Below are 23,030 nucleotides of genomic sequence, written 5' to 3'. Positions count from 1 at the left end.
CTTATTCGGTCAGGGATATCCCCAGATTGCTGACGCCGTCATTGGCCGCATCGTCCCGCAGCTTGTCGACAAACTGTTGCGTGGGGGTGCGTTGGCGCTTGAGCGCCAGCACTATGTCGCGCTGGAAAGCCTTGTCCTCTTTCATCAACGGATGATGATCCAGCAGTCGCACCAGCTCATCCTCGTCCAGCTCATCACCCTCGGACACTTCCAGGAAATTCATGACCGTGCCGGTGGCCAGCTGGGATGCATCGGTGGCCCGGTGCTTGGTGGGATTCAGTCGGTTCAGCAGCGCCTGCTCCAGCAACTGGCAGAAATCGAAGGCTGGATACACACCATAGGCATCGTAGGCGTCGACATCCGGAGACAGCGCCTCAAGCTTGGCCAACAGCTGGGGAATGGCGGATTCAGACGCCTCTTTTTGCAGCATGTCCCAGCCGAGGTCCAGCATCTGGCGCATCTTGGCACCGGTTTTCAGGCCAACGGCATCAGCGAACAGGGCGTAGTTGGGAAACGAGCGCTCGGCAAGCGCCAGCAGGAAGGCGCATTCGCGCCATCCCTGCAGTTGCGAAACAGCTTTTAGAAACTGATTGGCGTTCATGTCCTGGGCAGGGTCACGCCGGTCTGACCAAGATACTTGCCACCGCGATCCTTGTAGCTGGTTTCACAGACTTCGTCGGACTCGAAGAACAGCATCTGCGCCACGCCTTCGTTAGCGTAGATCTTGGCAGGCAGGTTGGTGGTGTTGGAAAACTCCAGGGTGACCTGACCTTCCCATTCCGGCTCCAGCGGCGTGACGTTGACGATAATGCCGCAACGAGCGTAGGTCGATTTGCCGAGACAAATGGTGAGCGTACTGCGGGGAATCCGGAAGTACTCGACGGTACGGGCGAGCGCAAAGGAGTTCGGTGGAATAATGCAGACATCACCGGTGTAGTTGACGAAGCTGTTTTCGTCGAAGTTCTTGGGATCCACGGTGGCGGAATGCACGTTGGTGAAAATCTTGAACTCGTTGCTGCAACGCACGTCGTAGCCATAGCTTGAGGTGCCGTAGGAGATGACACGACCCTTTTCGGTTTCACGGACCTGACCGCTCTCGAACGGTTCGATCATGCCGTGCTGCTCGGACATCCGGCGAATCCACTTATCGGATTTGATGCTCATGGGTGAAGTCTCGTTTCCACTGGAAAAATTGAGGCGTAGTTTACCTGTTCGGCGGGGGCCTGTCGAAGGCCCAATCCCGCTCAGTTGTGGGGCTGCGGTCACAGGTTACCTAGTGCTCAGTAACGGACACACTGGAAATAGATCCACTCAAATTGCGCTCGCGAGTAGACAGTTCAGCCCCGACCCGGCGGGCGATGTCCCGGTACCGGCGGGCCACTTCCGAATCCGGCTCGGCCACGACCGAGGGCGTGCCGCCGTCGGTCTGCTCGCGGATGGTCATGTGCAGCGGCAGTTGGCCGAGCAAGGTGGTGTCGTATTCCTCGGCAATGCGCTCGCCCCCGCCCTGGCCGAACAGCGGCTCTTCATGGCCGCAGTTGCTGCAGATGTGGACGCTCATGTTCTCCACCACGCCCAGCACCGGAATATCCACCTTGCGGAACATTTCGATGCCTTTCTTGCCATCCAGCAGCGCGATGTCCTGAGGCGTGGTGACGATAACCGCGCCGGTGACCGGGACTTTCTGGGCCAGCGTGAGCTGGATGTCGCCGGTGCCCGGCGGCATGTCCACGATCAGGTAATCGAGTTCATTCCAGAGGGTCTGCTGGAGCAGCTGCATAACCGCGCCGCTGACCATCGGTCCGCGCCACACCATGGGCGTTTTATCAGTGACCACGAAAGCCATGGAGTTGGCCTGCAGGCCGTGAGCTTCCATGGGCACGAAATACTTGTTCTCACGGGTGTCCGGTCGCTTACCTTCCGGCACGCCCAGCATCATGCCGATGCTTGGGCCGTAAATATCCGCGTCCAGAATGCCAACGCGGGCGCCTTCCGCCTGCAGGGCCAAAGCCAGGTTGACGGCGGTAGTCGATTTGCCCACACCGCCCTTGCCAGACGCCACGGCAATGATGTTTTTCACCCCGGGAACGGACGGCAGGTCTTTCTGGACCTTGTAGGAGTGAATCTTCTGCCCCACGTGTACTTCGGCATGCTCGACCCCATCCACGTTTTCCAGCGCCACGGAGACCAGCTGCTTCAGGGCGCCGGCAATGCCCTTGGACGGGTAAGGCAGCTCGACCATCAGGGTTACGTTGCCGGCGTCGTCGGCGTTCAGTGTTTTTACCGCATCCAGCTCGTAGAGGTCCTTTTGCAGGTACGGATCGCGGTACTCACGAATTGCTGTCTGCAGGGCCTGCTCTGAAATCTGTGTCATCGGACTCTCCGGAATAAGCTCATACTTGATTTTAAGCACGGAAACAGGTGATTCGGGTGAAAAATTTCTGCTCGGAAGGTATCATCTGTGCCCGTTTCTGACCATACAACCCTACTTTGAAGAAAGGTTCGGACACACCATGACGCAAGCGAGTTCAAAGCAACAGCGCGATATCCTGGTCACCAGCGCCCTGCCCTATGCCAATGGCCCCATCCATCTGGGCCACCTGCTGGAATACATTCAGACCGACATCTGGGTGCGCTACCAGAACATGCGTGGCCAGAACTGCTACTACGTTTGCGCCGATGATGCCCACGGCACTGCCATTATGCTGCGAGCCGAGCGCGAGGGCATTACTTCCGAGCAGCTCATTGATCGAATCCGCGAGGAGCACCAGGAGGATTTCGCCGGATTCCATATCCGTTTTGATAACTACTACACCACCCACTCGGAGGAAAACCGTCAGTTCTCCGAGTACATCTACCGGCAGCTTCAGGAAAACGGGCACATTGCCACGCGCAAGATTACCCAGTCCTACGACCCGGAAAAGAACATGTTCCTGGCGGACCGCTTCATCAAGGGCACCTGCCCGAAATGCAAGACCGAGGACCAGTACGGTGATAACTGCGAGGCCTGCGGGGCGACCTACACCCCGGCCGAACTGATCAACCCGCGCTCCGCGGTCTCCGGCGCAACCCCGATCGAGAAAGAGTCTGAGCACTATTTCTTCAAGCTCCCCGATTTCCACGACTTCCTGGCCAACTGGACCCGCAGCGGCACTCTGCAGCCCCAAGTCGCCAACAAGCTGGCCGAATGGCTGGATGCTGGTCTGCAGGAGTGGGACATCAGCCGCGATGCGCCTTACTTCGGCTTCGAGATCCCAGATGCGCCGGGCAAGTACTTCTATGTCTGGCTGGACGCCCCCATAGGCTACCTCGCCAGCTTCAAGAACCTGTGTAACCGCGAAGGCATCGACTTCGAGCATTTCTGGAAGGCTGACTCCACCGCCGAGGTGTACCACTTCATCGGCAAGGACATCATTAATTTCCACGCCCTGTTCTGGCCATCCATGCTGCACGATGCCGGCTTCCGGACACCGACTGCGGTCTGGGCTCACGGCTTCGTAACCGTAAATGGCAAGAAGATGTCCAAGTCCCGCGGCACCTTTATCATGGCTCGCACCTACCTGGACCACCTGAACCCGGAGTACCTGCGCTACTACTTCGCCGCCAAACTCACCGGTGGTGTGGATGACATGGACCTCAACCTCGAAGACTTCGCCGCCCGGGTGAACTCGGACCTCGTGGGCAAAGTGGTTAACATTGCCAGCCGTAGCGCCGGGTTCATTACCAAGCGTTTCGACGGACAGCTGGGCAGGGTCACCGAGCATGACAAACTCCGGGAGTTCATTGATGCCGGCAAGGACATCGAGGAATTCTACGAATCCCGTGAATTCGGCCGTGCCATGCGCCGGATCATGGAACTGGCCGACATTGCAAACCAGTACGTCAATGACGAACAACCGTGGGTGATCGCCAAGCAGGAAGGCCAGGAAGAGAACTTGCAGGCCATCTGCACTAACGCCATCAACATGTTCCATCTGCTGATCACCTATCTGGCGCCAGTCCTGCCGGAGACCGCCAAGGCCTCCGAAGCCTTCCTCAACGCCAGACTGGATTGGAACAACCGCGCTCAACGCCTGGAAAACCATGGCATCAATAAGTTCAAGCCGCTGATGAACCGGGTGGATATGGACCAGATCGAAAAGATGCTTGATGCCTCCAAAGAGGAACTGCCCGCAGCGACCGGCAAGCCGGCACCAGCTGCCAATCTGGAGCCGATCGCCGATGAGATAGAATTCGGTGATTTCGCGAAAGTGGACCTTCGGGTCGTTAAAATTGTCAAAGCAGAGCATGTTGAAGGTGCCGACAAACTTCTTCGCCTCACGCTTGACGTAGGGCATGGCGAGCGCAACGTGTTTGCTGGTATCAAGTCAGCCTACAAGCCGGAAGATCTCGAGGGACGCCTGACCGTCATGGTTGCCAACCTCAAACCGCGGAAGATGAAGTTCGGGATGTCCGAGGGCATGGTTCTGGCAGCGGGCCCCGGTGGCGAGGATATTTTCATTCTGTCCCCGGATTCCGGCGCCACCCCCGGCATGCGGGTTATGTAAGGGCGGCCGGGCAGAGCTGGCAGGGGCCAATGGAGCAAGGTAAATGACCGAATATCTGCTGATTCTGGTCAGCACCATTCTGGTGAACAATTTTGTACTGGTTCAGTTCCTGGGCCTGTGCCCGTTCATGGGTGTGTCCGGGAAGCTGGAGACAGCCATGGGCATGTCTCTGGCAACCACCTTTGTGCTGACCCTGTCATCGGTATGCAGTTACCTGGCCTATACCTACCTGCTGGCGCCGCTGGATCTGGCGTTCCTGAAGACCATCACCTTTATCCTGGTGATTGCAGTGGTGGTCCAATTCACCGAGATGGTGGTTCGCAAGACCAGCCCGCTTCTGTATCGGGTGCTCGGCATTTTCCTGCCCCTGATCACCACCAACTGCGCAGTTCTTGGTGTCGCTCTGTTGAACCTGAACAAAAACAACAACTTCGTTGAATCCGTCCTCTACGGTTTCGGTGCCGCCGCCGGTTTCTCGATGGTTCTGGTGCTGTTCGCGGCCATGCGTGAACGCATCGCCGTGGCCGATGTGCCGGTTGCCTTCCAGGGTGCCGCCATTGGTATGGTAACCGCAGGGTTGATGTCACTGGCGTTTCTGGGCTTCACAGGCCTGGTCAGCGTTTAACGGAGACACGTGGTATGTGGACAGGCATTGTCATCGCCGTTCTGGTTCTTCTGGCCCTTGCCGTGATTTTCGGTGGCCTGCTGGGCTTTGCGGCCGAGCGTTTCCGGGTTGAAGGTAATCCGCTGGTGGACCAGATTGATTCGCTGCTACCACAGACCCAGTGCGGCCAGTGCGGGTTTCCCGGCTGCCGCCCCTACGCCGAATCCATTGCCAATGGCGGCGCCATCAACAAATGCCCACCGGGCGGTGAAGCAACCATCAAGGCCTTGGCCGATCTGCTTGATGTGGAGCCCCAGCCGCTAGATGCCGAGCACGGGGTCGAACAAGCCAAACGCGTGGCAATCATCCGCGAGGACGAATGCATTGGCTGCACCAAGTGCATCCAGGCCTGTCCGGTGGACGCCATCCTCGGCGCAGCCAAGCACATGCACACGGTCATCGAGAGCGAGTGCACCGGCTGCGACCTGTGCGTTGAACCCTGCCCGGTGGACTGTATCGACATGGTTACCGTCGAACCGGATATCCGAACCTGGACCTGGACACCGCCGGCTTCCGGCGTCATTGCTACCGATCGCCAGGGAGTCAGCGCCTGATGACTCAGTTGTGGGATTTCGCCGGCGGTATTCACCCGGCCGAGAACAAGCATCAGTCCACGGCTCTCCCAATTCGCGCCGCCGGCATCCCCGACCGCCTGGTGTTGCCGCTGCAACAGCACATTGGTGAGCCGGCGGCCGCCATAGTCAGCGTGGGTGACCGGGTATTGAAGGGCGAGAAAATCGCCGATGTGACCAATGGAATGGGCGTGCCGGTGCATGCCCCGACCTCCGGTGTCATCGAGAGTATTGCCGAGCTGCCGGTGCCGCACCCCTCCGGCATGAACGACTGGTGCATCACCCTCAAGCCCGATGTCGAAGACCAGTGGACCGCACGCCAGCCAGTCTCCGATTACCGCAGTCTGGAGCGGAACCAGGTACTGGAACTCATTCGGGACGGCGGCATCTCCGGCATGGGCGGAGCGGGCTTTCCGACCAACATCAAGCTGCGCCCGCCAAGAGACCGCAAGGTTGATACCCTGATTCTCAATGGCGCCGAGTGTGAGCCTTACATTACCGCCGATGACATGACCATGCGTGAGCAGGCCGATGAGATCGTCGCGGGTCTCAAGGTCATGGCCTGGATCCTGCGTCCGGAACGATGCGTGATTGCGATCGAGGACAACAAGCCGGAAGCCGTTGAGGCCATGCGAGCGGCCACCAAAGGCACCCAGATTGAGCTTGCCGCCATTCCGACCAAATACCCCTCCGGCGGGGAAAAGCAGCTGATCCAGATACTGACGGGTATGGAAGTGCCCAGTGGTGGCATCCCGGCCGATATCGGCGTGATGTGCCAGAACATCGGCACCGCGGTTGCTGTATCCCGGTTGATATTTGAAGGTCGCCCTCTGATTTCCAGAATCGTGACCATCACCGGAGAGGCTGTACAGGAACCGGGGAATTTCGAAGCCCTGATCGGTACGCCGGTGCAATATCTGCTGGACCAGGCCGGCCTGCAGCCTGAGAAGGTCAACCGTCTGGTGCTGGGTGGCCCGATGATGGGCTACACCCTCACCACCACGGCCGTGCCGGTGATCAAGACCAGCAACTGCGTTATTGCCGCCACCGCCGCTGAGTTGCCCACACCGCCGCCAGAGCAACCCTGTATCCGATGTGGTGAATGCGCCGAGGTCTGCCCGATGGAGCTCCTGCCACAGCAGCTATTCTGGTACTCCAAGGCTGCAGAGTTTGAGAAAGCCGAGCACCTGAACCTGTTTGATTGCATTGAGTGCGGCGCCTGTTCGTACGTCTGCCCGAGTTCCATTCCCCTTGTGCAGTACTATCGCTACGCCAAGGGAGAGATTCGGGTGCAGCGAGCCGAACAGCTGAAGGCGGACCGGGCTCGGGAGCGTTTTGAAGCTCGCCTGGAGCGCCTGGAGCGGGAACAGCAGGAGAAGGAGCAGCGCCGGAAGGAACGGGCAAAAGCCGCAGCGGAAGCCCAGGCGAAGAAAAAGGCGGAAGCTGAAAAAGCTGCCACCGAAGGCGATGCGGTGGATGAGCGTTCGGCCAAGGCGGCACTGGTGCAACAGGCCCTCGCGCGCAAGAAAGCCAAGACCGAGGCCGCCAAACCGCAAGCGCCTGCCGCCGAACCCGCTCAGGAGAAGCCCGACCTGGAGGCACTCGAAAAGCAGCTGGCCCAGGCACAATCCAAGCTCGAAACCATGCAGGGCATGCTGGAAGACGCCAAAGCCCAGCAGGCCGACAATGTAGAGAAACTGGAACGAGCGGTCGCCAAGAACCACGACCGGGTAACGCGCGCGGAAGAAGCTCTGGCCGACGCCCGCCAGCAGCTGGCGTCCCAGCCCGAATCCCAGTCAACCGAATAACCGAATTCAGGCCCGACATTCATGGCATTTGCTCAACAGTCTTCACCCCATGCCCATCATGCCCGTCCCACATCAAGGGTTATGCTCTGGGTGATCATCGCTGCGTTGCCTGGCCTGTTCGCGCAGACGGTGTTCTTTGGCTGGGGCAACCTGATCAATGTGGTTTGGTGCGTTGCACTGGCGATGGCCTGCGAGGCTGCCATCCTCAAGCTCCGGAACAAGCCCATCGGCTTTTTCCTGAAAGACAACACAGCTGCAGTAACCGGCCTGCTGCTCGGCTTGTCGCTCCCCCAGTTCGCCCCCTGGTGGGTATCCGGCATTGCTGTCGTCTCCGCCATCGTCGTCGCCAAACAACTATACGGGGGCCTTGGCTCCAACCCGTTCAATCCGGCCATGGTGGGCTATGCCCTGGTGCTGATCTCCTTCCCGGTTGCCATGACCACCAACTGGGCCGAACCGGCATTGCTCTGGAAAGGGGCGCCCGGTTTCTCCGAAACCCTCAGCACGATCGCCTCGGCAAAGCAAACCGCGGTAGACGGCTGGACCATGGCAACTCCGCTGGATGAGTACAAACACAAGATCGCGAACCGGACGGCCGCCGAGGTTCTGCAGCACCCCACCTTCGGCAACGGCATTGCCCGGGGCTGGGAATGGGTAAATGCCGGTTTCCTGGCTGGCGGCCTCCTTCTGGTTCTGCTCCGGATCATCACCTGGCACATTCCCGTGGGGTTTCTCGCCGGGCTTGCGGCAATGAGCCTCGCGTTCGGCAGCAACGCCGATCAGTATGCGCCACTGTCCATGCATCTGCTGGCCGGCGGCACCATGCTCGGGGCCTTCTTCATTGCCACCGACCCGGTGTCGGCAGCGACCAGCCACCAGGGCAAACTGATCTACGGGGCCGGAATCGGCGTGCTCATTTACCTGATACGAACCTGGGGGAGCTATCCCGATGCCGTGGCCTTCAGCGTCCTGCTGATGAACTTCGCCGTGCCGTTCATCGATCACTACACGCCACCGCGGACCTACGGCCATCACAAGGCTCGCCGCGGTGTGCCGAGCAGGAAGCAGGGATAACGTATGGCCGCACTTGCACAATCGATTCGTCGCAGCGCCGTTGGCCTGGGCCTGTTCGCCATGATCACCGGTGGCACTATCGCGGTCACCCAGGCCCTCACCGAAAAGCGAATACAGGAGCAGGCCGCGCGCGCCGAAGCCAAGGCTCTGCTCGAAATCATTCCCGAAAGCGCTCACGACAATAATCTGCTCCGGGACACGGTCCAGTTACCCGCCAGTGACCGTCTTGCCACCGATGGTCCACTGACCGCCTGGGTAGCGCGTCAGGACGGTCGGCCCACTGGCATGATCCTGCCGATTGTTGCCCCGGACGGCTATTCCGGCAAAATCCACTTGCTGGTCGGTGTGGACCTGAACGGCACAGTCCTTGGTGTCCGCGTCATCAGTCACAAGGAAACGCCCGGGCTCGGGGACCGTATCGAAACCAAGAAGTCGGACTGGATTCGAAGCTTTGAAGGCCGCTCGCTTGGCCAGCCGCCCCACCGGGAATGGAACGTAAGGAAAAACGGCGGGGAATTCGATCAGTTTACGGGTGCCACCATCACACCCCGGGCAGTGGTTAAAGCGGTCCAGAAATCCCTGATCTATTTTCGCAAGAATCGGCAGGTAATTCGGGAGCGGCTCAACGAAGCGCCGTCGCCCAGACCGAAAGCCATTACTCCGGAGACCATTGCCGGAGAAGCAACCCGTTCGGAGCATTCCTGACTATGACCACCAAGACGTCCAGTGAAATCATTCGCGACGGGCTCTGGAACAACAACCCCGCCCTCGTTCAGGTATTGGGTCTGTGCCCGCTTCTGGCGGTGACCAGCACTGTCGTCAACGCCATTGGTCTGGGCCTGGCGACCCTGATGGTGCTGATGGGCTCCAACCTCGCAGTGTCGCTGATCCGGAACTTCGTCGGCGAATCGGTCCGACTGCCGGCATTCGTTATGATCATTGCATCGTTCGTCACCTGCGCCGAACTACTGATGCAGGCATTCACTTACGAGCTTTACCAGATCCTGGGCATCTTCATTCCCCTGATCGTGACCAACTGCGCCATTCTTGGCCGGGCTGATGCCTTCGCCTCCAAGACCACGCCCGGGCCGGCTCTGCTGGATGGCGTCATGATGGGGCTCGGCTTCCTGGCGGTGCTGGTGGTGCTGGGTGGCATGCGCGAACTGATCGGCCAGGGCACGCTGTTTATCGATATGAACCTGCTGCTCGGCCCGATGGCCGCCGACTGGGTGATTCGTCCGTTCGAGAGCTACCCCGACGTCCTGTTCATGGTCCTGCCTCCGGGCGCATTCGTGGGTCTTGGCCTCCTGATTGCCCTGAAGAATGGCATCGACAACCATCTGGAGAAGCGTCGCAAGGCCACCGAAACGGCCCCTGCGGCCAGTGGCAGCAAACGCGTTCGCGTCACCGGCAACGTTTCCTGACCAGCAGGCAAGGTGAATGTAAGCTCCCATGAACAAACAGAAACGCATTGAAATCTTTACCCGGCTGCGGGACGCAAACCCGAACCCCACCACGGAGTTGAACTACTCCACGCCGTTCGAGTTGTTGATTGCTGTCATTCTGTCTGCCCAGGCAACCGATGTCGGCGTCAACAAGGCAACTGACAAACTGTTTCCGGTGGCCAACACCCCGGAGGCGATTCTGGCATTGGGCGTCGACGGGCTGAAGGAATACATCAAGACCATCGGCCTGTTTAACAGCAAGGCCGAAAATGTCATCAAGACCTGCCGGATCCTTATTGACAAACATGGCAGCCAGGTCCCGGAAAAACGGGAAGATCTCGAGGCCTTACCGGGTGTCGGCCGGAAGACCGCCAACGTGGTTCTCAACACGGCGTTCGGACATATGGCGATGGCCGTGGACACCCACATTTTCCGGGTCTCGAACCGCACCGGGATTGCCCCCGGAAAGAACGTCCTGGAGGTGGAGCAAAAGCTGATGCGTCTCGTGCCCAAGGAGTTCCTGCTGGATGCGCACCACTGGCTGATTCTCCATGGTCGCTACACCTGCACCGCCCGTAAACCCAAGTGCGGCGCCTGCATTATTGAAGACCTCTGCGAGTTCAAGGAAAAGCGGGATTACCTGTAGGCGCCCCGCCGCGTTTTAACACAGGGGCACGCACAGAAAAGCCGGCATTGAATGCCGGCTTTTTCTGTCAGGAAGCGGCGGTTACCGCTGTCCCAGCATCTTCTCTTTCAGGTCTTCCTGGGCTGGCTTGTCAGACAGCCAGATCCCGAACAGGGCCTTCTTGAACGCCAGATCACCCATGGTGTCCTTGTGCTGGCCGTTCTTGAGGACCTTGACGCCTTCGCCCGGCAGGTACACCAGATCAAAAACATCACCTTCCTTGATCTCTTCCTCGAACACGGCCATGAACTGGTCAACGTCACCCTGAATCGCGGCCATGTCACCACCGGTAGACGCTTCAAAACCTTCCAGAGTCGCTTCGGTCATGCGTTCACTGGTGATCATGCCGGAAATGATGTGCAGCGTGATGGCCTGTGGCTCATCCGCGTTGATAACAGCCTCGCCATCATCAATGGTTTCCGGCACGTACAGGCCACCAACGTAGAGGTCCATAAACCACTTTGACCGCGTGCCCGCGCCATTAAGTTTCAGTTCGGTATCCATGGCCGAGTAGGTATCTGGAACATCCACACCTTCCACGGTCAGTGCCGACACCGGCGTTGACAGAGCAGCTGCCATGGCCAGAGACATAAAACCGGTAAAGAGAGCCTTCTTCATAGTCCTTTCCTTTTCGATCGTTATTATTGACGTGTTTCATTCGTGCACCGGGTTTCGACACCCTTATCCCCGCCCGGTCCGGGCATTCTAACAACGACAGGGGACCATCAGGCGGAACCTGGTTCTCATTTGCAGCGATAATGAAACAGAAAAACCGGCCGGGTTTCCCCGGCCGGTTTTGGCATGATCAAGGTCTGGAAGGCGTTACTTGAACAGAAGGTTTCCGGAGAGGCCTTCTTTCTCGAGGATTTCACGCAGGCGTCTCAGCGCTTCCACCTGAATCTGGCGGACTCGTTCACGGGTAAGCCCGATCTCCTGCCCGACCTCTTCCAGCGTACTGACCGGATACCCCCTCAAACCAAAGCGACGGGACAGGACTTCCTGCTGCTTTTCGCTGAGCTGGTCGATCCATTTTTCCAGGCACGAGCACATGTTGTTGTCCTGAAGCAGATCCGCAGGGTCGGTAGCACCCTCATCCGCCACAGTGTCCAGTAGAGACTTCTCGCCCCCGGTGCCAATCGGGGTGTCCATGGAGGCAACCCGCTCATTGAGACCCAGCATGCGCTTAACATCGGCAACTGGCTTGTCGACCATTCGCGCAATTTCTTCGGCGGAAGGTTCGTGATCCAGTTTCTGCGTCAGCTCCCGCGCGGCACGCAGGTATAGGTTAAGCTCCTTGACCACGTGAATCGGCAGACGGATGGTCCGGGTCTGGTTCATGATCGCGCGTTCAATGGTCTGGCGAATCCACCATGTGGCGTAGGTTGAGAAGCGGAAACCGCGTTCCGGATCAAATTTCTCGACCGCCCGGATCAGGCCGAGGTTACCTTCCTCGATCAGATCCAGCAGCGTCAGCCCCCGGTTTACGTAACGCCGCGCAATCTTGACCACGAGACGAAGGTTGCTCTCGATCATCCGCTTGCGGCCTGAATCCTCGCCCTTCCGTGCCAGGCGGGCGAAATAGACTTCTTCCTCAGGGGTCAGGAGGGGTGAAAATCCGATTTCGTTGAGGTACAGCTGAGTGGCATCCAGCTGTTTCTGGCTGGTGAAATAACGCCCCTGGGTGGGAATTTCTTCATCTGCATCTGCGGTATCTTCGTCCGCCGAAGCTTTGTCGACTTTCTCTTCTGCTAGCAATTGATCCTCGGACTCATCCACGTCCGCCACGCGATCAATGATGATATCTTCCTGCTCTGCTGACATTTTCTTGCCCCGCCTCTCAATAATCCTGGGTGTTCGTCCGGTACTTCTTGTTATTGCGGACGCTCTTCGTGCAACTGCTTTTCTTCTTCAGGACATCTGTTGGTTGGCCGGTTACAACTGCAACCGTTCTTTTTTATTTTTTGAACGCGGTCTTTCTGTCAGTGCCGGTTGGTGGCGGGAAACAGAATCCTGTCTGCTTCTGCGCTAGCGTCTTGGAAGGTAGTGGGCGGGATCAACCGGATTGCCATTTTTTCGGATTTCAAAATGCAACATGGGTCGTTCAGCGCCACTGCTACCGAGCTCTGCGATCACCTGACCGGCTTTCACATCCTCCCCTTCCCGCACCAGAATCTTCCGGTTGTGTGCATAAGCACTCAAATAGTGCTCGTTATGGTTAACAATAATCAGGTTACCGTAACCAAGCAACCCATTGCCGGCGTATACGACATTACCACTTGCGGCTGCCTTTACAGCATCACCGGCTTTTCCGGCAATATCAATACCTTTATTGACTTTTCCGGATGTTGAATAACCAGCAATTACGGTGCCAATGTGCGGCCAACGCCAATTCACCCGGGCAACCGTCTGAGTCTGCGATGCCAGCGGAGCACCCTTTTCAGGAGACCGGGTCACCGTTGGCTCGGGCGCGGCTTTCGGTGTGGGCGCGGGTGGCGCGACCCGGGGTTTGCTTGATGCAGGCGCAGATTTTCTCGTTGCTACCTGATTCTGACGGCCGGATGTGACAGTTCCGCGAAGGTCGAGGCGCAGGACCTGGCCTGCCCTTAAGTTCCAGGGTGGGTCAATTCCATTGGCACTGCCCAGTTCGCGGTAATCACGGCCGTAACGCCAGGCTATGCTGTACAGGGTTTCGCCCGGCTGGACCACATGGCGGCCCCAGTATACCGGCGGGTTGTAGAGGTCGTCCCGGTACAGCGCAGAGGTGTTGCAACCGCTCAGCAAGGCGGTCAGGAGCAGAATCGCAGCTATCGGGGATTGGCCGCTTGGGCATTTCAGGGCACGAGGGGAAGCACAGGCACCGGAAGGGAACCGCGGGAAAGCCGGCGAAGCGGCACTGAACAGCCCACGCAAGAATCTCACAAGAATAAAAACGACCTAGTTATAAAAAATCCGTATAACGCGTCCGATGTGTCACACAACTTTCTCAGGTTCTAAAAGTAACTTGCTAATATATTGCACAATTTCCCTTTCAATCCAAGTTACCCCACAGACACATCTGTTACCGGGAGAAACATCCTTTTTGTGCGTTAGGTAACACTTCGTTCATGCTTGACCGCACATTCTCAGGAAACCCTGCCACGATGGTTTCGCGTTCCAACCCATTCGACCAACAGCACCAGGAAAAATCCACCGAGTGCAATCAACACTGCAAGCCCGAGTTTCGGATCCTGTCCGGTCAGATCCGCAAACGTGAAGGGACCGATGCTGAGTTCATTAAGCGGCACCTGTTCACCGGAACTGTTGGTGCGCCAGCTGAGCGTCTGCTTCCAGGGCCAAACCTTGTTCAGGGCTCCCACCATAAAGCCGGTGAGAAGCGCCAGCACCAGGTCGTGAAAGTGGTGGAACGCCCAGGTAATAACACGCGCGATTGAAAGAAGCCCCAGCAAGCATCCCGCCATGAACAGCAGCAGAATCCCCAGGTCGGCGGTTTTTATGGCCGCAAGCACCGGGGAATACATGCCGATGATGACCAGAATGAAACTTCCCGAAATACCCGGAAGAATCATGGCACAGATCGCCAGTGCGCCCGCACCGAAGAAAGCCAGCGCAGAAGGGTCAACCTGTCCCGCCGATAAGGTGGTTATCCACCAGGCCACGCCAATGCCGATAACAAGTGGAACGCCCAGGGAGAATCGGTAGTGCCGGACCTGACGCCCGACATGCCAGACTGACGCGATAATCAGCCCAAAAAAGAAGCTCCAGATCAGGATGGGATACTCGACGAGCGCATAACTGATGGCGGAAGCCAGAGTCAGGATACTGGTCAACACTCCGCAGAGCAGACAAACCAGGAAGGTGCCGTCGCAGGCTTGCCAGAAAACCTTTACCCGCCCCCGGAACAGATCACCCACGACAGCACCGGGCACCGCATTGATGGCTTCCAGCAATCGGAAATAGATACCGGTGATAAAGGCAATCGTGCCGCCCGACACGCCGGGCACAATGTCCGCTGCCCCCATCGCCATGCCCCGTATGAAGACCGCGGCCGGGTGATGCGATCGATTCAGGCCAGAGGTATCCGGTATGTCATCGTTCAACGGACCACCCCACCCAGAAGCGGGACGAAATGCACCGGCTCAAGCTCCTTGTGGTCAAACCGATCGCCCCTCCTTGTCACTTCTACCAGGGTCTGGTTCTGCTCGCCAACCGGCGCAATCAGGACACCGCCATCACACAGCTGCGCCAACAGTTCCTGCGGCACTTCCACTGGTGCGGCGGTCACGATAATGCCGTCGAAGGGGCCCCGGTCAGGCCAGCCCATGCCACCATCGGCATGCTTCAGAAGGACGTTTCGCGCATTAAGCTGGCGCAGACGGTCCCGGGCCCGGTCCTGCAGCGGCTTGATCCGCTCGACACTGTATATCTCGTCAAAAAGGCGGGCGAGAACAGCGGTCTGGTAGCCGGACCCGGTACCCAACTCAAGCACGCGAGCCGGCGAATGGGCCAGCATCAGCTCTGACATGCGGGCAACAATGTAGGGCTGGGAAAGGGTCTGACCGTAGCCGATCGGCAGCGAGGTATCTTCATAGGCCCGATGAGAAAGCGCCTCGTCCAGAAAAATATGGCGCGGAACCTCGCCAATAATGTCCAGCACCCGATCGGACTCGATACCGGCCTCACGCAGGCGCTGGACCAGTCGCATACGGGTGCGCCGGGAGGTCATACCGATACCCTGGAGTTGCGCACTCATCCCCGCGCCTCCCCGACATCACCGAGACCTTCGACCCAATCCCGGAGGGGAACCAGGGCGTCATGACGGGTCATGTCAATGTGAACCGGTGTGATGGAAACATAGCCGTCGCGCACGGCATGGAAATCGGTGCCCGGTCCGGCATCTCCACCCGCACCGGCAGCGCCGATCCAGTAGCGCTCCTTTCCCCGGGGACAGGTCATGGGAACCGCGCCCTCGGCCCGCTCACGATGTCCGAGCCTGGTGACCCGAAAGCCGTTAAGCTGGTCCCAGGGCACATCCGGTACATTGACGTTGAGGATGGAGCGGGGACCAAGCACCAGTGGTCGCTCGGTCTCAAGCAGCAGGCGAACCACCCGAGCCGCCGTTTCGTAATGAAAATGGCCATCGTTAACCAGAGAGACGGCAATGGCAGGCAACCCAAGGTGGCGGCCTTCCGTTGCTGCGGCAACGGTTCCGGAATAGATGATGTCGTCGCCGAGATTGGCGTGGGTGTTGATCCCGGATACAACCCGGTCGAAAGGCGTCTGGAACAGGCCGTTGACCGCCAGGTGAACGCAATCCGTGGGAGTCCCGTCAACGGAGCGGAAGCCGTTTGGATGTTGTTCCACGGTTAATGGACGGTTCAGCGTCAGGGCGTTACTGGCCCCGCTGTGGTCCCGATCCGGGGCTACTACCTCCAGGTCGCCGACCCCTTGAAGCCCGTCGAAAAGAGCTATCAGCCCGGGCGAATGGACGCCGTCATCGTTCGACAACAGAATACGCACTGTGTTCTCCGCTAGCCTTGTTGCTTGTTATGGCGGCCGAGGCTCATGTCCTCTAGCTCGAAAATATCACTCAGAATAGTGGTAGCGTACTGGCCCGGCGACAACGAGAATTCCAGTTTAAGGCAACCCTCGTCGTGCCACTGCCACGCGAGTTCAGCCGGCCTGGTCCTGAGCAATCGACGCTCAGGCTTCATTCGGGTTGTCGAGAACAGCCGGACCAGATCCGGTGACTGCTCGACGACGCCCCGTTCCAGGGTTTCCTGATGCCCGGTAGCGGTGGTGCCGCCATCGCCCCAGAGCGGCCCGGTCGGTACCAAATCGCCGCAGGACAGGCCGGGTTCGCCGTCAATCGGCATAAACCAGGTGCCATCGGCCACCCGGCGGGCAAGAACTTCATTGAACAACCACGAACGCGCCGCCGAAAAGTACAATACGTTTTTCGAGGCATCTCTGCCAGCGCGGTTTTTTCCTCGGCGGCCCCGGCCTGCGGGGCGGCCACGGGAATTCATCGCAGAGGCGTCCATGGCGGCCGCCCGATCCAGATTGGCGCCGCCAAAACCAAATCGCTGGGGACCAAAATAATTGGGTGCGCCATGGCTCTTCAGGCGCGCAAGGGCCTCGTCAATTTCGCCGCGGACGCCGTCAACGTCGCGCAGGGTAAGGATAAACCGGTTACCCTCGTGTTCACCACGACGGAGTTTGCGATTATGGCGCCAAACAGACAATACTGGCCATCGCTCCGCCACGCGCGCGACGAAGTCTGCGTCGGAATTGGCCATGCCCGGGCGGTAGAGACTGAACCACTGACTGGTCACCGCGTGGCGATCCTTGAGGCCGAAGAAGCCGACATCGAACGTCCGGCATCCGCAAAGCGCAGCCAACTCGCGCGCGACAAATTCGGTGTTGTCACCGATCTTCTGCAGTCGCAGACAGAGGTGCTCGCCCTCCCCGGCAATTACTTCGGGGCCAGATTGCGCGGGAAAGCCAGAAAACTCTTCATCGACCTGAAAATCCTCGGGCGATGTTTTCAGACCCGCCCGAGCCACACGGGCACCCGCCGAGGTCGGCCAATCCAGGCGCCACCGACCGGCCTCCATGATTTCGGTCATGAGGAGACCGGCTCCAGCAGACACACGGCCTGACAGGCGATACCTTCGCCGCGACCGGTGAACCCGAGTTTTTCAGTGGTGGTCGCTTTCACGCTGACCCGGCTGGCCGGGATCCCCAGGTCTTCGGCAATATTGAGGCGCATAGCTTCGATGTGCGGCGCCATCTTTGGTGCCTGGGCAATGATCGTGCTGTCGATATTGACCACACCATAGCCTTCTTCCCTCACCCGCAACATGACCCGACGTAATAGGTCACGGCTGTCGGCACCGGCCCACTCATCACTGGTATCCGGAAACAGATGCCCAATATCCCCAAGGGCAACCGCGCCCAGGAGCGCATCCGCAAGCGCATGCAGCAGGACATCACCGTCAGAATGGGCGTTCAGTCCCTGATGATGGGGGATGGACACGCCCCCGAGAACAACCGCATCGCCCTGACCAAAGGCGTGGACATCAAAGCCCTGACCGATACGCATAACACACTCCGGGAAGACAGAAAGTTCAGAACCGGCTGAGAATAAAGCCTGCAAGGTCGAGGTCGGCCGGAACAGTTACCTTGATGTTGTCCGGACGACCTTCTACCAGTAACGGCATATTACCGGAAAACTCCATGGCAGAGGACTCGTCAGTTACCCTGTGTCCGGATTCGTGAGCCCGCTCCAGTGCATTCACAAGCATCCGATAGCGGAACATCTGTGGCGTCAGCGCTCGCCAGAGGTGACCCCGATCCACCGTTTCCAGCACTTCGGGGTTAGTCCCCTTGCCCACCTTTTTCAGGGTGTCTGCCACCGGCGCCGCCAGGAGTCCGCCAACCGGGTGGTCCGACAGGGTTTCAACCAATTTGTGAAGATCCCCCGGATGAACGCAGGGGCGAGCCGCATCGTGTACCAGGACCCAATCATCTTCAGCGACCTGCTCCGCCAGCGCCAGCAGCGCAGCCCGCACGGAATCGGAGCGCTCCGTGCCCCCCGTACAGGTCTGAATGCGGCGGTCCGCGCTGGCCCCGGTATCGGGCCACCAATGATCGGCAGAATTCAAGGCAACCATACAGCCGGAAAACGGGACCGAGTCCAGCAGCCGTGACAGGGTGATATCAAGAATGAAGCGGGAGTTAATGCGGAGGTACTGCTTCGGACATTCGGCCTGCATTCGCTGGCCGATTCCTGCCGCAGGTACCACAAGCCAGAGTTTGGGAGTAGTCATGGGTTATCCGTGGAACGTTCGGAGACTCGAAACCTGAACCTTAATTCTCTACAACGAGAAAAAACGTTTCATCCTCGCGAATCAACCCCAGGTTCATTCTGGCTCGCTCTTCCACGGCGCCGCGCTCTCCGCGAAGATTCCGGACCTCGGCATAAAGGCGCTCGTTGCGGGTGGCCAGCTCAGCATTCTCCGCCCGCTGTTCCGCGATCGACTGCTCAAGCGCCCAGACCTGCGCAAAGCTGCCCTCCCCGACCCACAGGCGAACCTGCAGCAGGAGTATCAGAACAACCATTGTGGTCCAGAGCAACTTCATTGCCGGTTCCGTCCAGAATTATCCGATCAAAATTTCGACACCGTTCGTCGAGTATAGACCTTAGAGTAGATTAGCAACAAATTCTTCTAAGCGCTTGTGTAAAAAGGCCATCGTAACTGAACTAATGCTCAGAATACGATGGCCTTAACACTTCTGGGACCACAATCATAAGGATCGTGGATCAAAATGGAAGGATTGGAGTCAGCCCTGACCTTTGATTTCGCTCAAACCTCGGTAGGGTGCCTTGCCATCCAGGGCTTCTTCAATGCGCAGCAGTTGGTTGTACTTGGCAACGCGATCCGAACGACAGAGGGAACCGGTTTTGATCTGGCCGGCGCAGGTTGCCACCGCCAGATCGGCAATGGTGGTGTCCTCGGTTTCGCCGGAGCGATGGGAGATGACGGCAGTATAGCCGGCGTCCTGGGCCATCTTGATGGCGTCGAGGGTCTCACTCAGGCTTCCGATCTGGTTGAACTTGATCAGGATGGAGTTGCCAACACCCTTATCGATACCCTGCTTCAGGATCCGGGTGTTGGTCACGAACAGATCATCACCCACCAGTTGGACCTTGCTCCCCAGCTTCTCGGTCAGCACTTTCCAGCCGTCCCAGTCACTCTCGTCCATGCCATCTTCGATGGAGACAATGGGGTAACGCTCGCACAGGCCTGCCAGATAGTCGGCAAAACCTTCGGAATCAAAGCTCTTGCCCTCACCAGACAGCTGATACTGGCCGTCCTTGTAGAATTCCGAGGAGGCACAATCCAGCGCCAGGGTGACGTCGGTCCCAAGGGTGTAGCCGGCCTTTTCAACCGCTTCCTTGATAACGGCCAGCGCCGCTTCGTTGGACGGCAGGTTCGGCGCAAAGCCGCCCTCGTCACCAACGGCCGTGTTCAGGCCCTGGGCCTTCAGTACTTTCTTCAGGCTGTGGAAGATCTCCGCGCCAATACGCAGGGCTTCGGCGAAGCTCTTGGCGGCGACCGGCTGAACCATGAACTCCTGGATATCAACGTTGTTGTCGGCGTGCTCACCACCATTGAGGATATTCATCATCGGCACCGGCATGCTGAACTGGCCAGAGGTGCCGTTCAGGTCTGCAATGTGGGCATACAATGGCTTGCCCAGGGACTCGGCGGCAGCCTTGGCGGCCGCCAGGGACACCGCCAGAATGGCGTTGGCGCCCAGATTGGCCTTGTTGTCGGTGCCGTCCAGTTGCAGCATCAGGCTGTCCAGAGCGCGCTGATCGGCCGCATCCTTGCCCAACAGTGCCTCACGGATCTTCCCGTTCACAGCCTCGACGGCCTTGCGCACCCCCTTGCCCAGATAGCGGGACGCATCCTGATCACGCAGCTCCAGAGCCTCGCGGGAACCGGTAGACGCGCCGGAAGGCGCGCAGGCCCGGCCCAGGGTGCCGTCTTCAAGGAGGACATCGGCTTCAACAGTCGGGTTACCGCGGGAGTCGAGAACCTCGCGAGCCTTGATGTTGGCAATCTTGGTCATTGTGATGGATCTCCAAAGTATTCAAGTAGTCAAAGGGTAACGAAACGAAGAACACCGCCAATCAGGCGGTGTCGATAGGTTTAAAGCTTTTTACAAGATCATCGACGGCTTTCACGCGCGCCAGGAAGGGTTCCAGCTGGCTCAGGCGCAGGGCACACGGGCCATCGCACCTGGCCTTATCCGGGTCCGGATGAGCCTCCAGAAACAGGCCAGCGAGCCCCTGGGACATGCCCGCAAGCGCCAGATCGGTAACCTGGGCACGACGTCCGCCGGCAGAATCGGCGCGACCGCCAGGCATCTGCAGGGAGTGGGTCACGTCGAACATCACCGGCACGTCCATTGCTTTCATGATCCCGAAGCCGAGCATATCCACTACCAGGTTGTTGTACCCGAAGCTGGTGCCACGCTCACAAAGGATCACCTTGTCGTTACCGGCTTCCTCGCACTTACTGATGATGTGTTTCATTTCCTGGGGTGCCAGGAACTGGGCCTTCTTGATGTTGATCACCGCGCCGGTTTCGGCCATGGCGACTACCAGGTCGGTCTGGCGGCTCAGAAAGGCCGGGAGCTGGATGACATCACAGACTTCCGCGGCTGGCGCGGCCTGCTCGGGTTCGTGCACGTCAGAAATGATGGGCACACCGAACTTGCTTTTGATATCGGCCAGGATCTGAAGCCCTTGCTCCAGACCCGGGCCCCGGAAGGAATGCACGGATGAGCGGTTGGCCTTGTCGAAGGACGCCTTGAAAACGTAGGGAATGCCCAGTTTCCGGCACACCTCGACGTAGGCCTCGGCAACCTCGAACGCCAGCTCTCGGGATTCCAGGACATTCATGCCACCGAACAGTACAAACGGCTTGTCGTTGGCCACCTCGATGCCCGAAACGCTAACGGTGCTCCGCGCCATGATCAGACCCCCTTCTTGCGCGCCAGGGCGGCTTCAACAAAGCCCTTGAACAACGGATGCCCGTCACGCGGTGTCGAGGTGAATTCCGGATGGAACTGGCAAGCGACGAACCACGGGTGATCACCAGCTTCAACCACTTCCACAAGCTTGCCATCCGAGGAGCGACCGGAGATCTTGAGACCGGCCTCTTCCAGTTTCGGCAGGAAGTGGTTGTTCACCTCATAGCGGTGACGATGGCGTTCGCGGATCGTTTTCCGGCCATAGCAGTTGGCAATGGTGGTGCCTTCGGTCAACACACAGTCCTGGGCGCCCAGACGCATGGTGCCGCCAAGATCGGATTCTTCGGTACGCTCTTCTTTCTCACCGCTGGCATCGAGCCATTCGGTAATCAGACCAACCACCGGTTCCGGCGTGTGTTCACGGAACTCGGTGCTGTGGGCATCTTTCAGACCGGCCACGTTCCGGGCGTACTCGATAACCGCCACCTGCATGCCCAGACAGATACCCAGGTAGGGAACCTTGTTCTCACGGGCGTACTGTACTGTGCGAATCTTGCCTTCAACACCGCGCTCTCCGAAGCCGCCGGGTACCAGGATCGCGTCAGCTTTCTCCAGGGCGCCGGTGCCGTCACGTTCAATATCTTCCGAGTCGATGTAATTGATATTGACCTTGGTGCGGGTCTTGATTCCCGCGTGAAGCAGGGACTCGATCAGCGACTTGTAAGCGTCCAGCAGTTCCATGTACTTGCCAACCATGGCCACGGTGATTTCGGCCTCGGGATTCATCAGAGACTCGACCACCTCGTCCCATTCACGCAGGTCGGCCGGACGCGCATCCAGACCGAAGCGCTCAATCACCAGCTGATCCAGACCATGCTCGTGGAGGGTGCGCGGAATGGCATAGATTGACTTGGCATCCTGGAGCGGAATGACTGCGCGTTCTTCAACGTTGGTGAAGAGTGCAATCTTGCGGCGGGAGCTGGCGTCCACTTCGTGCTCGGAACGGCACAGCAGAATGTCCGGCTGGAGGCCGATGGAGCGCATTTCCTTCACAGAATGCTGGGTCGGCTTGGTCTTGATCTCGCCCGCAGTGGCGATGTACGGAACCAAGGTCAGATGCATGAACAGCGCACGCTGCGGACCAACCTCAACCTTCAGTTGCCGGCAGGCCTCGAGGAATGGCAGTGACTCAATATCACCCACCGTGCCGCCAATTTCGATCATTGCCACATCAGCACCGGCTGCACCTTCAACGACGCGACGCTTGATTTCGTCAGTGATGTGCGGAATAACCTGAACCGTGCCGCCCAGGTAATCACCACGGCGCTCCTTACGAATGACTTCTTCGTATACACGGCCGGTGGTGAAGTTGTTCCGACGGCTCATTGGCGTGCGGATGAACCGCTCGTAGTGGCCCAGGTCGAGATCGGTTTCCGCGCCGTCTTCGGTGACAAAAACCTCACCGTGCTGGAACGGGCTCATGGTGCCGGGGTCCACGTTGATGTACGGGTCCAGCTTGAGAATAGTGACCTTCAGGCCGCGTGCCTCGAGGATCGCTGCCAGAGAGGCGGATGCGATACCTTTCCCCAAGGAGGACACGACACCGCCGGTGACGAAAATATAACGCGTCATGCAGATTCCATGCTTGTCTGGTTCGGTGAAGGAGGGAGATTGTCATCTCAAGATGGGA

Annotated in this window: 24 protein-coding genes; 8 read left to right on the top strand and 16 right to left on the bottom strand. The window is 58.8% G+C overall.

Annotation, left to right across the window (positions count from 1 at the left end):
* Position 1: 1 nt before the first annotated feature.
* The 3 genes from QQF73_RS18950 to apbC form a co-directional block, all read right to left on the bottom strand.
* Positions 2 to 601, bottom strand: coding sequence for a YjaG family protein (locus QQF73_RS18950; protein WP_285369100.1), 600 nt, complete (start codon positions 599 to 601; stop codon positions 2 to 4).
* Positions 598 to 1,164, bottom strand: a complete 567-nt coding sequence (dcd, locus tag QQF73_RS18945) for a dCTP deaminase (RefSeq protein WP_219865270.1) — start codon at positions 1,162 to 1,164, stop codon at positions 598 to 600. Before dcd ends, QQF73_RS18950 begins: the two co-directional genes overlap by 4 nt.
* A gap of 109 nt (positions 1,165 to 1,273) precedes the next feature.
* Complete coding sequence (gene apbC, locus QQF73_RS18940; protein WP_219865269.1) at positions 1,274 to 2,374, bottom strand: iron-sulfur cluster carrier protein ApbC; 1,101 nt, start codon at positions 2,372 to 2,374, stop codon at positions 1,274 to 1,276.
* A gap of 139 nt (positions 2,375 to 2,513) precedes the next feature.
* Between apbC and metG the strand changes: the two genes are divergently transcribed.
* From metG to nth, 8 genes are read left to right on the top strand one after another with little or no spacing between them, the layout of a single operon-like run.
* Entirely contained in the window at positions 2,514 to 4,547 is a 2,034-nt protein-coding gene (gene metG, locus QQF73_RS18935; protein WP_285369099.1) for a methionine--tRNA ligase, read from the top strand.
* A 43-nt stretch (positions 4,548 to 4,590) separates the two neighbouring features.
* Positions 4,591 to 5,172, top strand: a complete 582-nt coding sequence (rsxA, locus tag QQF73_RS18930; RefSeq protein ID WP_219865267.1) for an electron transport complex subunit RsxA — start codon at positions 4,591 to 4,593, stop codon at positions 5,170 to 5,172.
* Between the two features lie 14 nt (positions 5,173 to 5,186).
* Positions 5,187 to 5,765: an electron transport complex subunit RsxB gene (gene rsxB, locus QQF73_RS18925; protein WP_219865266.1), complete on the top strand. Its 579-nt coding sequence runs from the start codon at positions 5,187 to 5,189 to the stop codon at positions 5,763 to 5,765.
* Positions 5,765 to 7,591 carry an electron transport complex subunit RsxC gene (gene rsxC, locus QQF73_RS18920; protein ID WP_285369098.1) on the top strand — a complete coding sequence of 609 codons (1,827 nt, stop codon included), beginning with the start codon at positions 5,765 to 5,767 and terminating at the stop codon, positions 7,589 to 7,591. Before rsxB ends, rsxC begins: the two co-directional genes overlap by 1 nt.
* A gap of 21 nt (positions 7,592 to 7,612) precedes the next feature.
* Positions 7,613 to 8,665 (top strand): electron transport complex subunit RsxD, encoded by a 1,053-nt coding sequence (rsxD, locus tag QQF73_RS18915; protein ID WP_219865264.1) that lies wholly within the window; start codon positions 7,613 to 7,615, stop codon positions 8,663 to 8,665.
* A 3-nt stretch (positions 8,666 to 8,668) separates the two neighbouring features.
* Positions 8,669 to 9,370 (top strand): electron transport complex subunit RsxG, encoded by a 702-nt coding sequence (gene rsxG / locus QQF73_RS18910; protein WP_219865263.1) that lies wholly within the window; start codon positions 8,669 to 8,671, stop codon positions 9,368 to 9,370.
* A 2-nt stretch (positions 9,371 to 9,372) separates the two neighbouring features.
* A complete protein-coding gene (locus QQF73_RS18905; protein WP_285369097.1) occupies positions 9,373 to 10,089 on the top strand; it encodes an electron transport complex subunit E in 717 nt (238 codons plus the stop codon).
* A gap of 28 nt (positions 10,090 to 10,117) precedes the next feature.
* A complete protein-coding gene (nth, locus tag QQF73_RS18900; RefSeq protein ID WP_219865261.1) occupies positions 10,118 to 10,756 on the top strand; it encodes an endonuclease III in 639 nt (212 codons plus the stop codon).
* 81 nt (positions 10,757 to 10,837) lie between these two features.
* Here the strand turns inward: nth and QQF73_RS18895 are convergent, their stop codons facing one another.
* The 13 genes from QQF73_RS18895 to pyrG form a co-directional block, all read right to left on the bottom strand.
* Positions 10,838 to 11,413, bottom strand: a complete 576-nt coding sequence (locus QQF73_RS18895; RefSeq protein ID WP_285369096.1) for a chalcone isomerase family protein — start codon at positions 11,411 to 11,413, stop codon at positions 10,838 to 10,840.
* Positions 11,414 to 11,617: 204 nt separating this feature from the next.
* Complete coding sequence (gene rpoS, locus QQF73_RS18890) at positions 11,618 to 12,616, bottom strand: RNA polymerase sigma factor RpoS (protein ID WP_219865259.1); 999 nt, start codon at positions 12,614 to 12,616, stop codon at positions 11,618 to 11,620.
* Positions 12,617 to 12,820: 204 nt separating this feature from the next.
* Positions 12,821 to 13,705, bottom strand: coding sequence for a peptidoglycan DD-metalloendopeptidase family protein (locus QQF73_RS18885; RefSeq protein WP_345782977.1), 885 nt, complete (start codon positions 13,703 to 13,705; stop codon positions 12,821 to 12,823).
* A 212-nt stretch (positions 13,706 to 13,917) separates the two neighbouring features.
* Positions 13,918 to 14,820: a DUF368 domain-containing protein gene (locus QQF73_RS18880; RefSeq protein WP_285369130.1), complete on the bottom strand. Its 903-nt coding sequence runs from the start codon at positions 14,818 to 14,820 to the stop codon at positions 13,918 to 13,920.
* Between the two features lie 68 nt (positions 14,821 to 14,888).
* A complete protein-coding gene (locus QQF73_RS18875; RefSeq protein ID WP_219865258.1) occupies positions 14,889 to 15,545 on the bottom strand; it encodes a protein-L-isoaspartate(D-aspartate) O-methyltransferase in 657 nt (218 codons plus the stop codon).
* Positions 15,542 to 16,312 carry a 5'/3'-nucleotidase SurE gene (gene surE, locus QQF73_RS18870; RefSeq protein WP_219865257.1) on the bottom strand — a complete coding sequence of 257 codons (771 nt, stop codon included), beginning with the start codon at positions 16,310 to 16,312 and terminating at the stop codon, positions 15,542 to 15,544. Before surE ends, QQF73_RS18875 begins: the two co-directional genes overlap by 4 nt.
* A gap of 11 nt (positions 16,313 to 16,323) precedes the next feature.
* Positions 16,324 to 17,421: a tRNA pseudouridine(13) synthase TruD gene (gene truD / locus QQF73_RS18865; RefSeq protein WP_285369094.1), complete on the bottom strand. Its 1,098-nt coding sequence runs from the start codon at positions 17,419 to 17,421 to the stop codon at positions 16,324 to 16,326.
* Positions 17,418 to 17,897 carry a 2-C-methyl-D-erythritol 2,4-cyclodiphosphate synthase gene (ispF, locus tag QQF73_RS18860; RefSeq protein WP_219865255.1) on the bottom strand — a complete coding sequence of 160 codons (480 nt, stop codon included), beginning with the start codon at positions 17,895 to 17,897 and terminating at the stop codon, positions 17,418 to 17,420. Before ispF ends, truD begins: the two co-directional genes overlap by 4 nt.
* Before the next feature lie 25 nt (positions 17,898 to 17,922).
* Positions 17,923 to 18,624: a 2-C-methyl-D-erythritol 4-phosphate cytidylyltransferase gene (ispD, locus tag QQF73_RS18855; protein WP_285369093.1), complete on the bottom strand. Its 702-nt coding sequence runs from the start codon at positions 18,622 to 18,624 to the stop codon at positions 17,923 to 17,925.
* Positions 18,625 to 18,664: 40 nt separating this feature from the next.
* The gene (locus QQF73_RS18850) at positions 18,665 to 18,937 is read right to left on the bottom strand and encodes a septum formation initiator family protein (RefSeq protein WP_218637625.1); all 273 of its coding nucleotides are present in this window, start codon (positions 18,935 to 18,937) and stop codon (positions 18,665 to 18,667) included.
* 201 nt (positions 18,938 to 19,138) lie between these two features.
* On the bottom strand, positions 19,139 to 20,434 hold the full coding sequence (gene eno, locus QQF73_RS18845; RefSeq protein WP_219865253.1) for a phosphopyruvate hydratase: 1,296 nt from the start codon (positions 20,432 to 20,434) through the stop codon (positions 19,139 to 19,141).
* A 61-nt stretch (positions 20,435 to 20,495) separates the two neighbouring features.
* Entirely contained in the window at positions 20,496 to 21,341 is an 846-nt protein-coding gene (gene kdsA / locus QQF73_RS18840; RefSeq protein ID WP_219865252.1) for a 3-deoxy-8-phosphooctulonate synthase, read from the bottom strand.
* A 2-nt stretch (positions 21,342 to 21,343) separates the two neighbouring features.
* Positions 21,344 to 22,972, bottom strand: a complete 1,629-nt coding sequence (gene pyrG, locus QQF73_RS18835) for a CTP synthase (protein ID WP_285369092.1) — start codon at positions 22,970 to 22,972, stop codon at positions 21,344 to 21,346.
* Positions 22,973 to 23,030 lie beyond the last annotated feature (58 nt).

This window comes from Marinobacter albus, from assembly GCF_030238305.1.
Lineage (GTDB): Bacteria > Pseudomonadota > Gammaproteobacteria > Pseudomonadales > Oleiphilaceae > Marinobacter > Marinobacter albus.
This window is presented reverse-complemented; position numbering and strand designations above follow the sequence as displayed.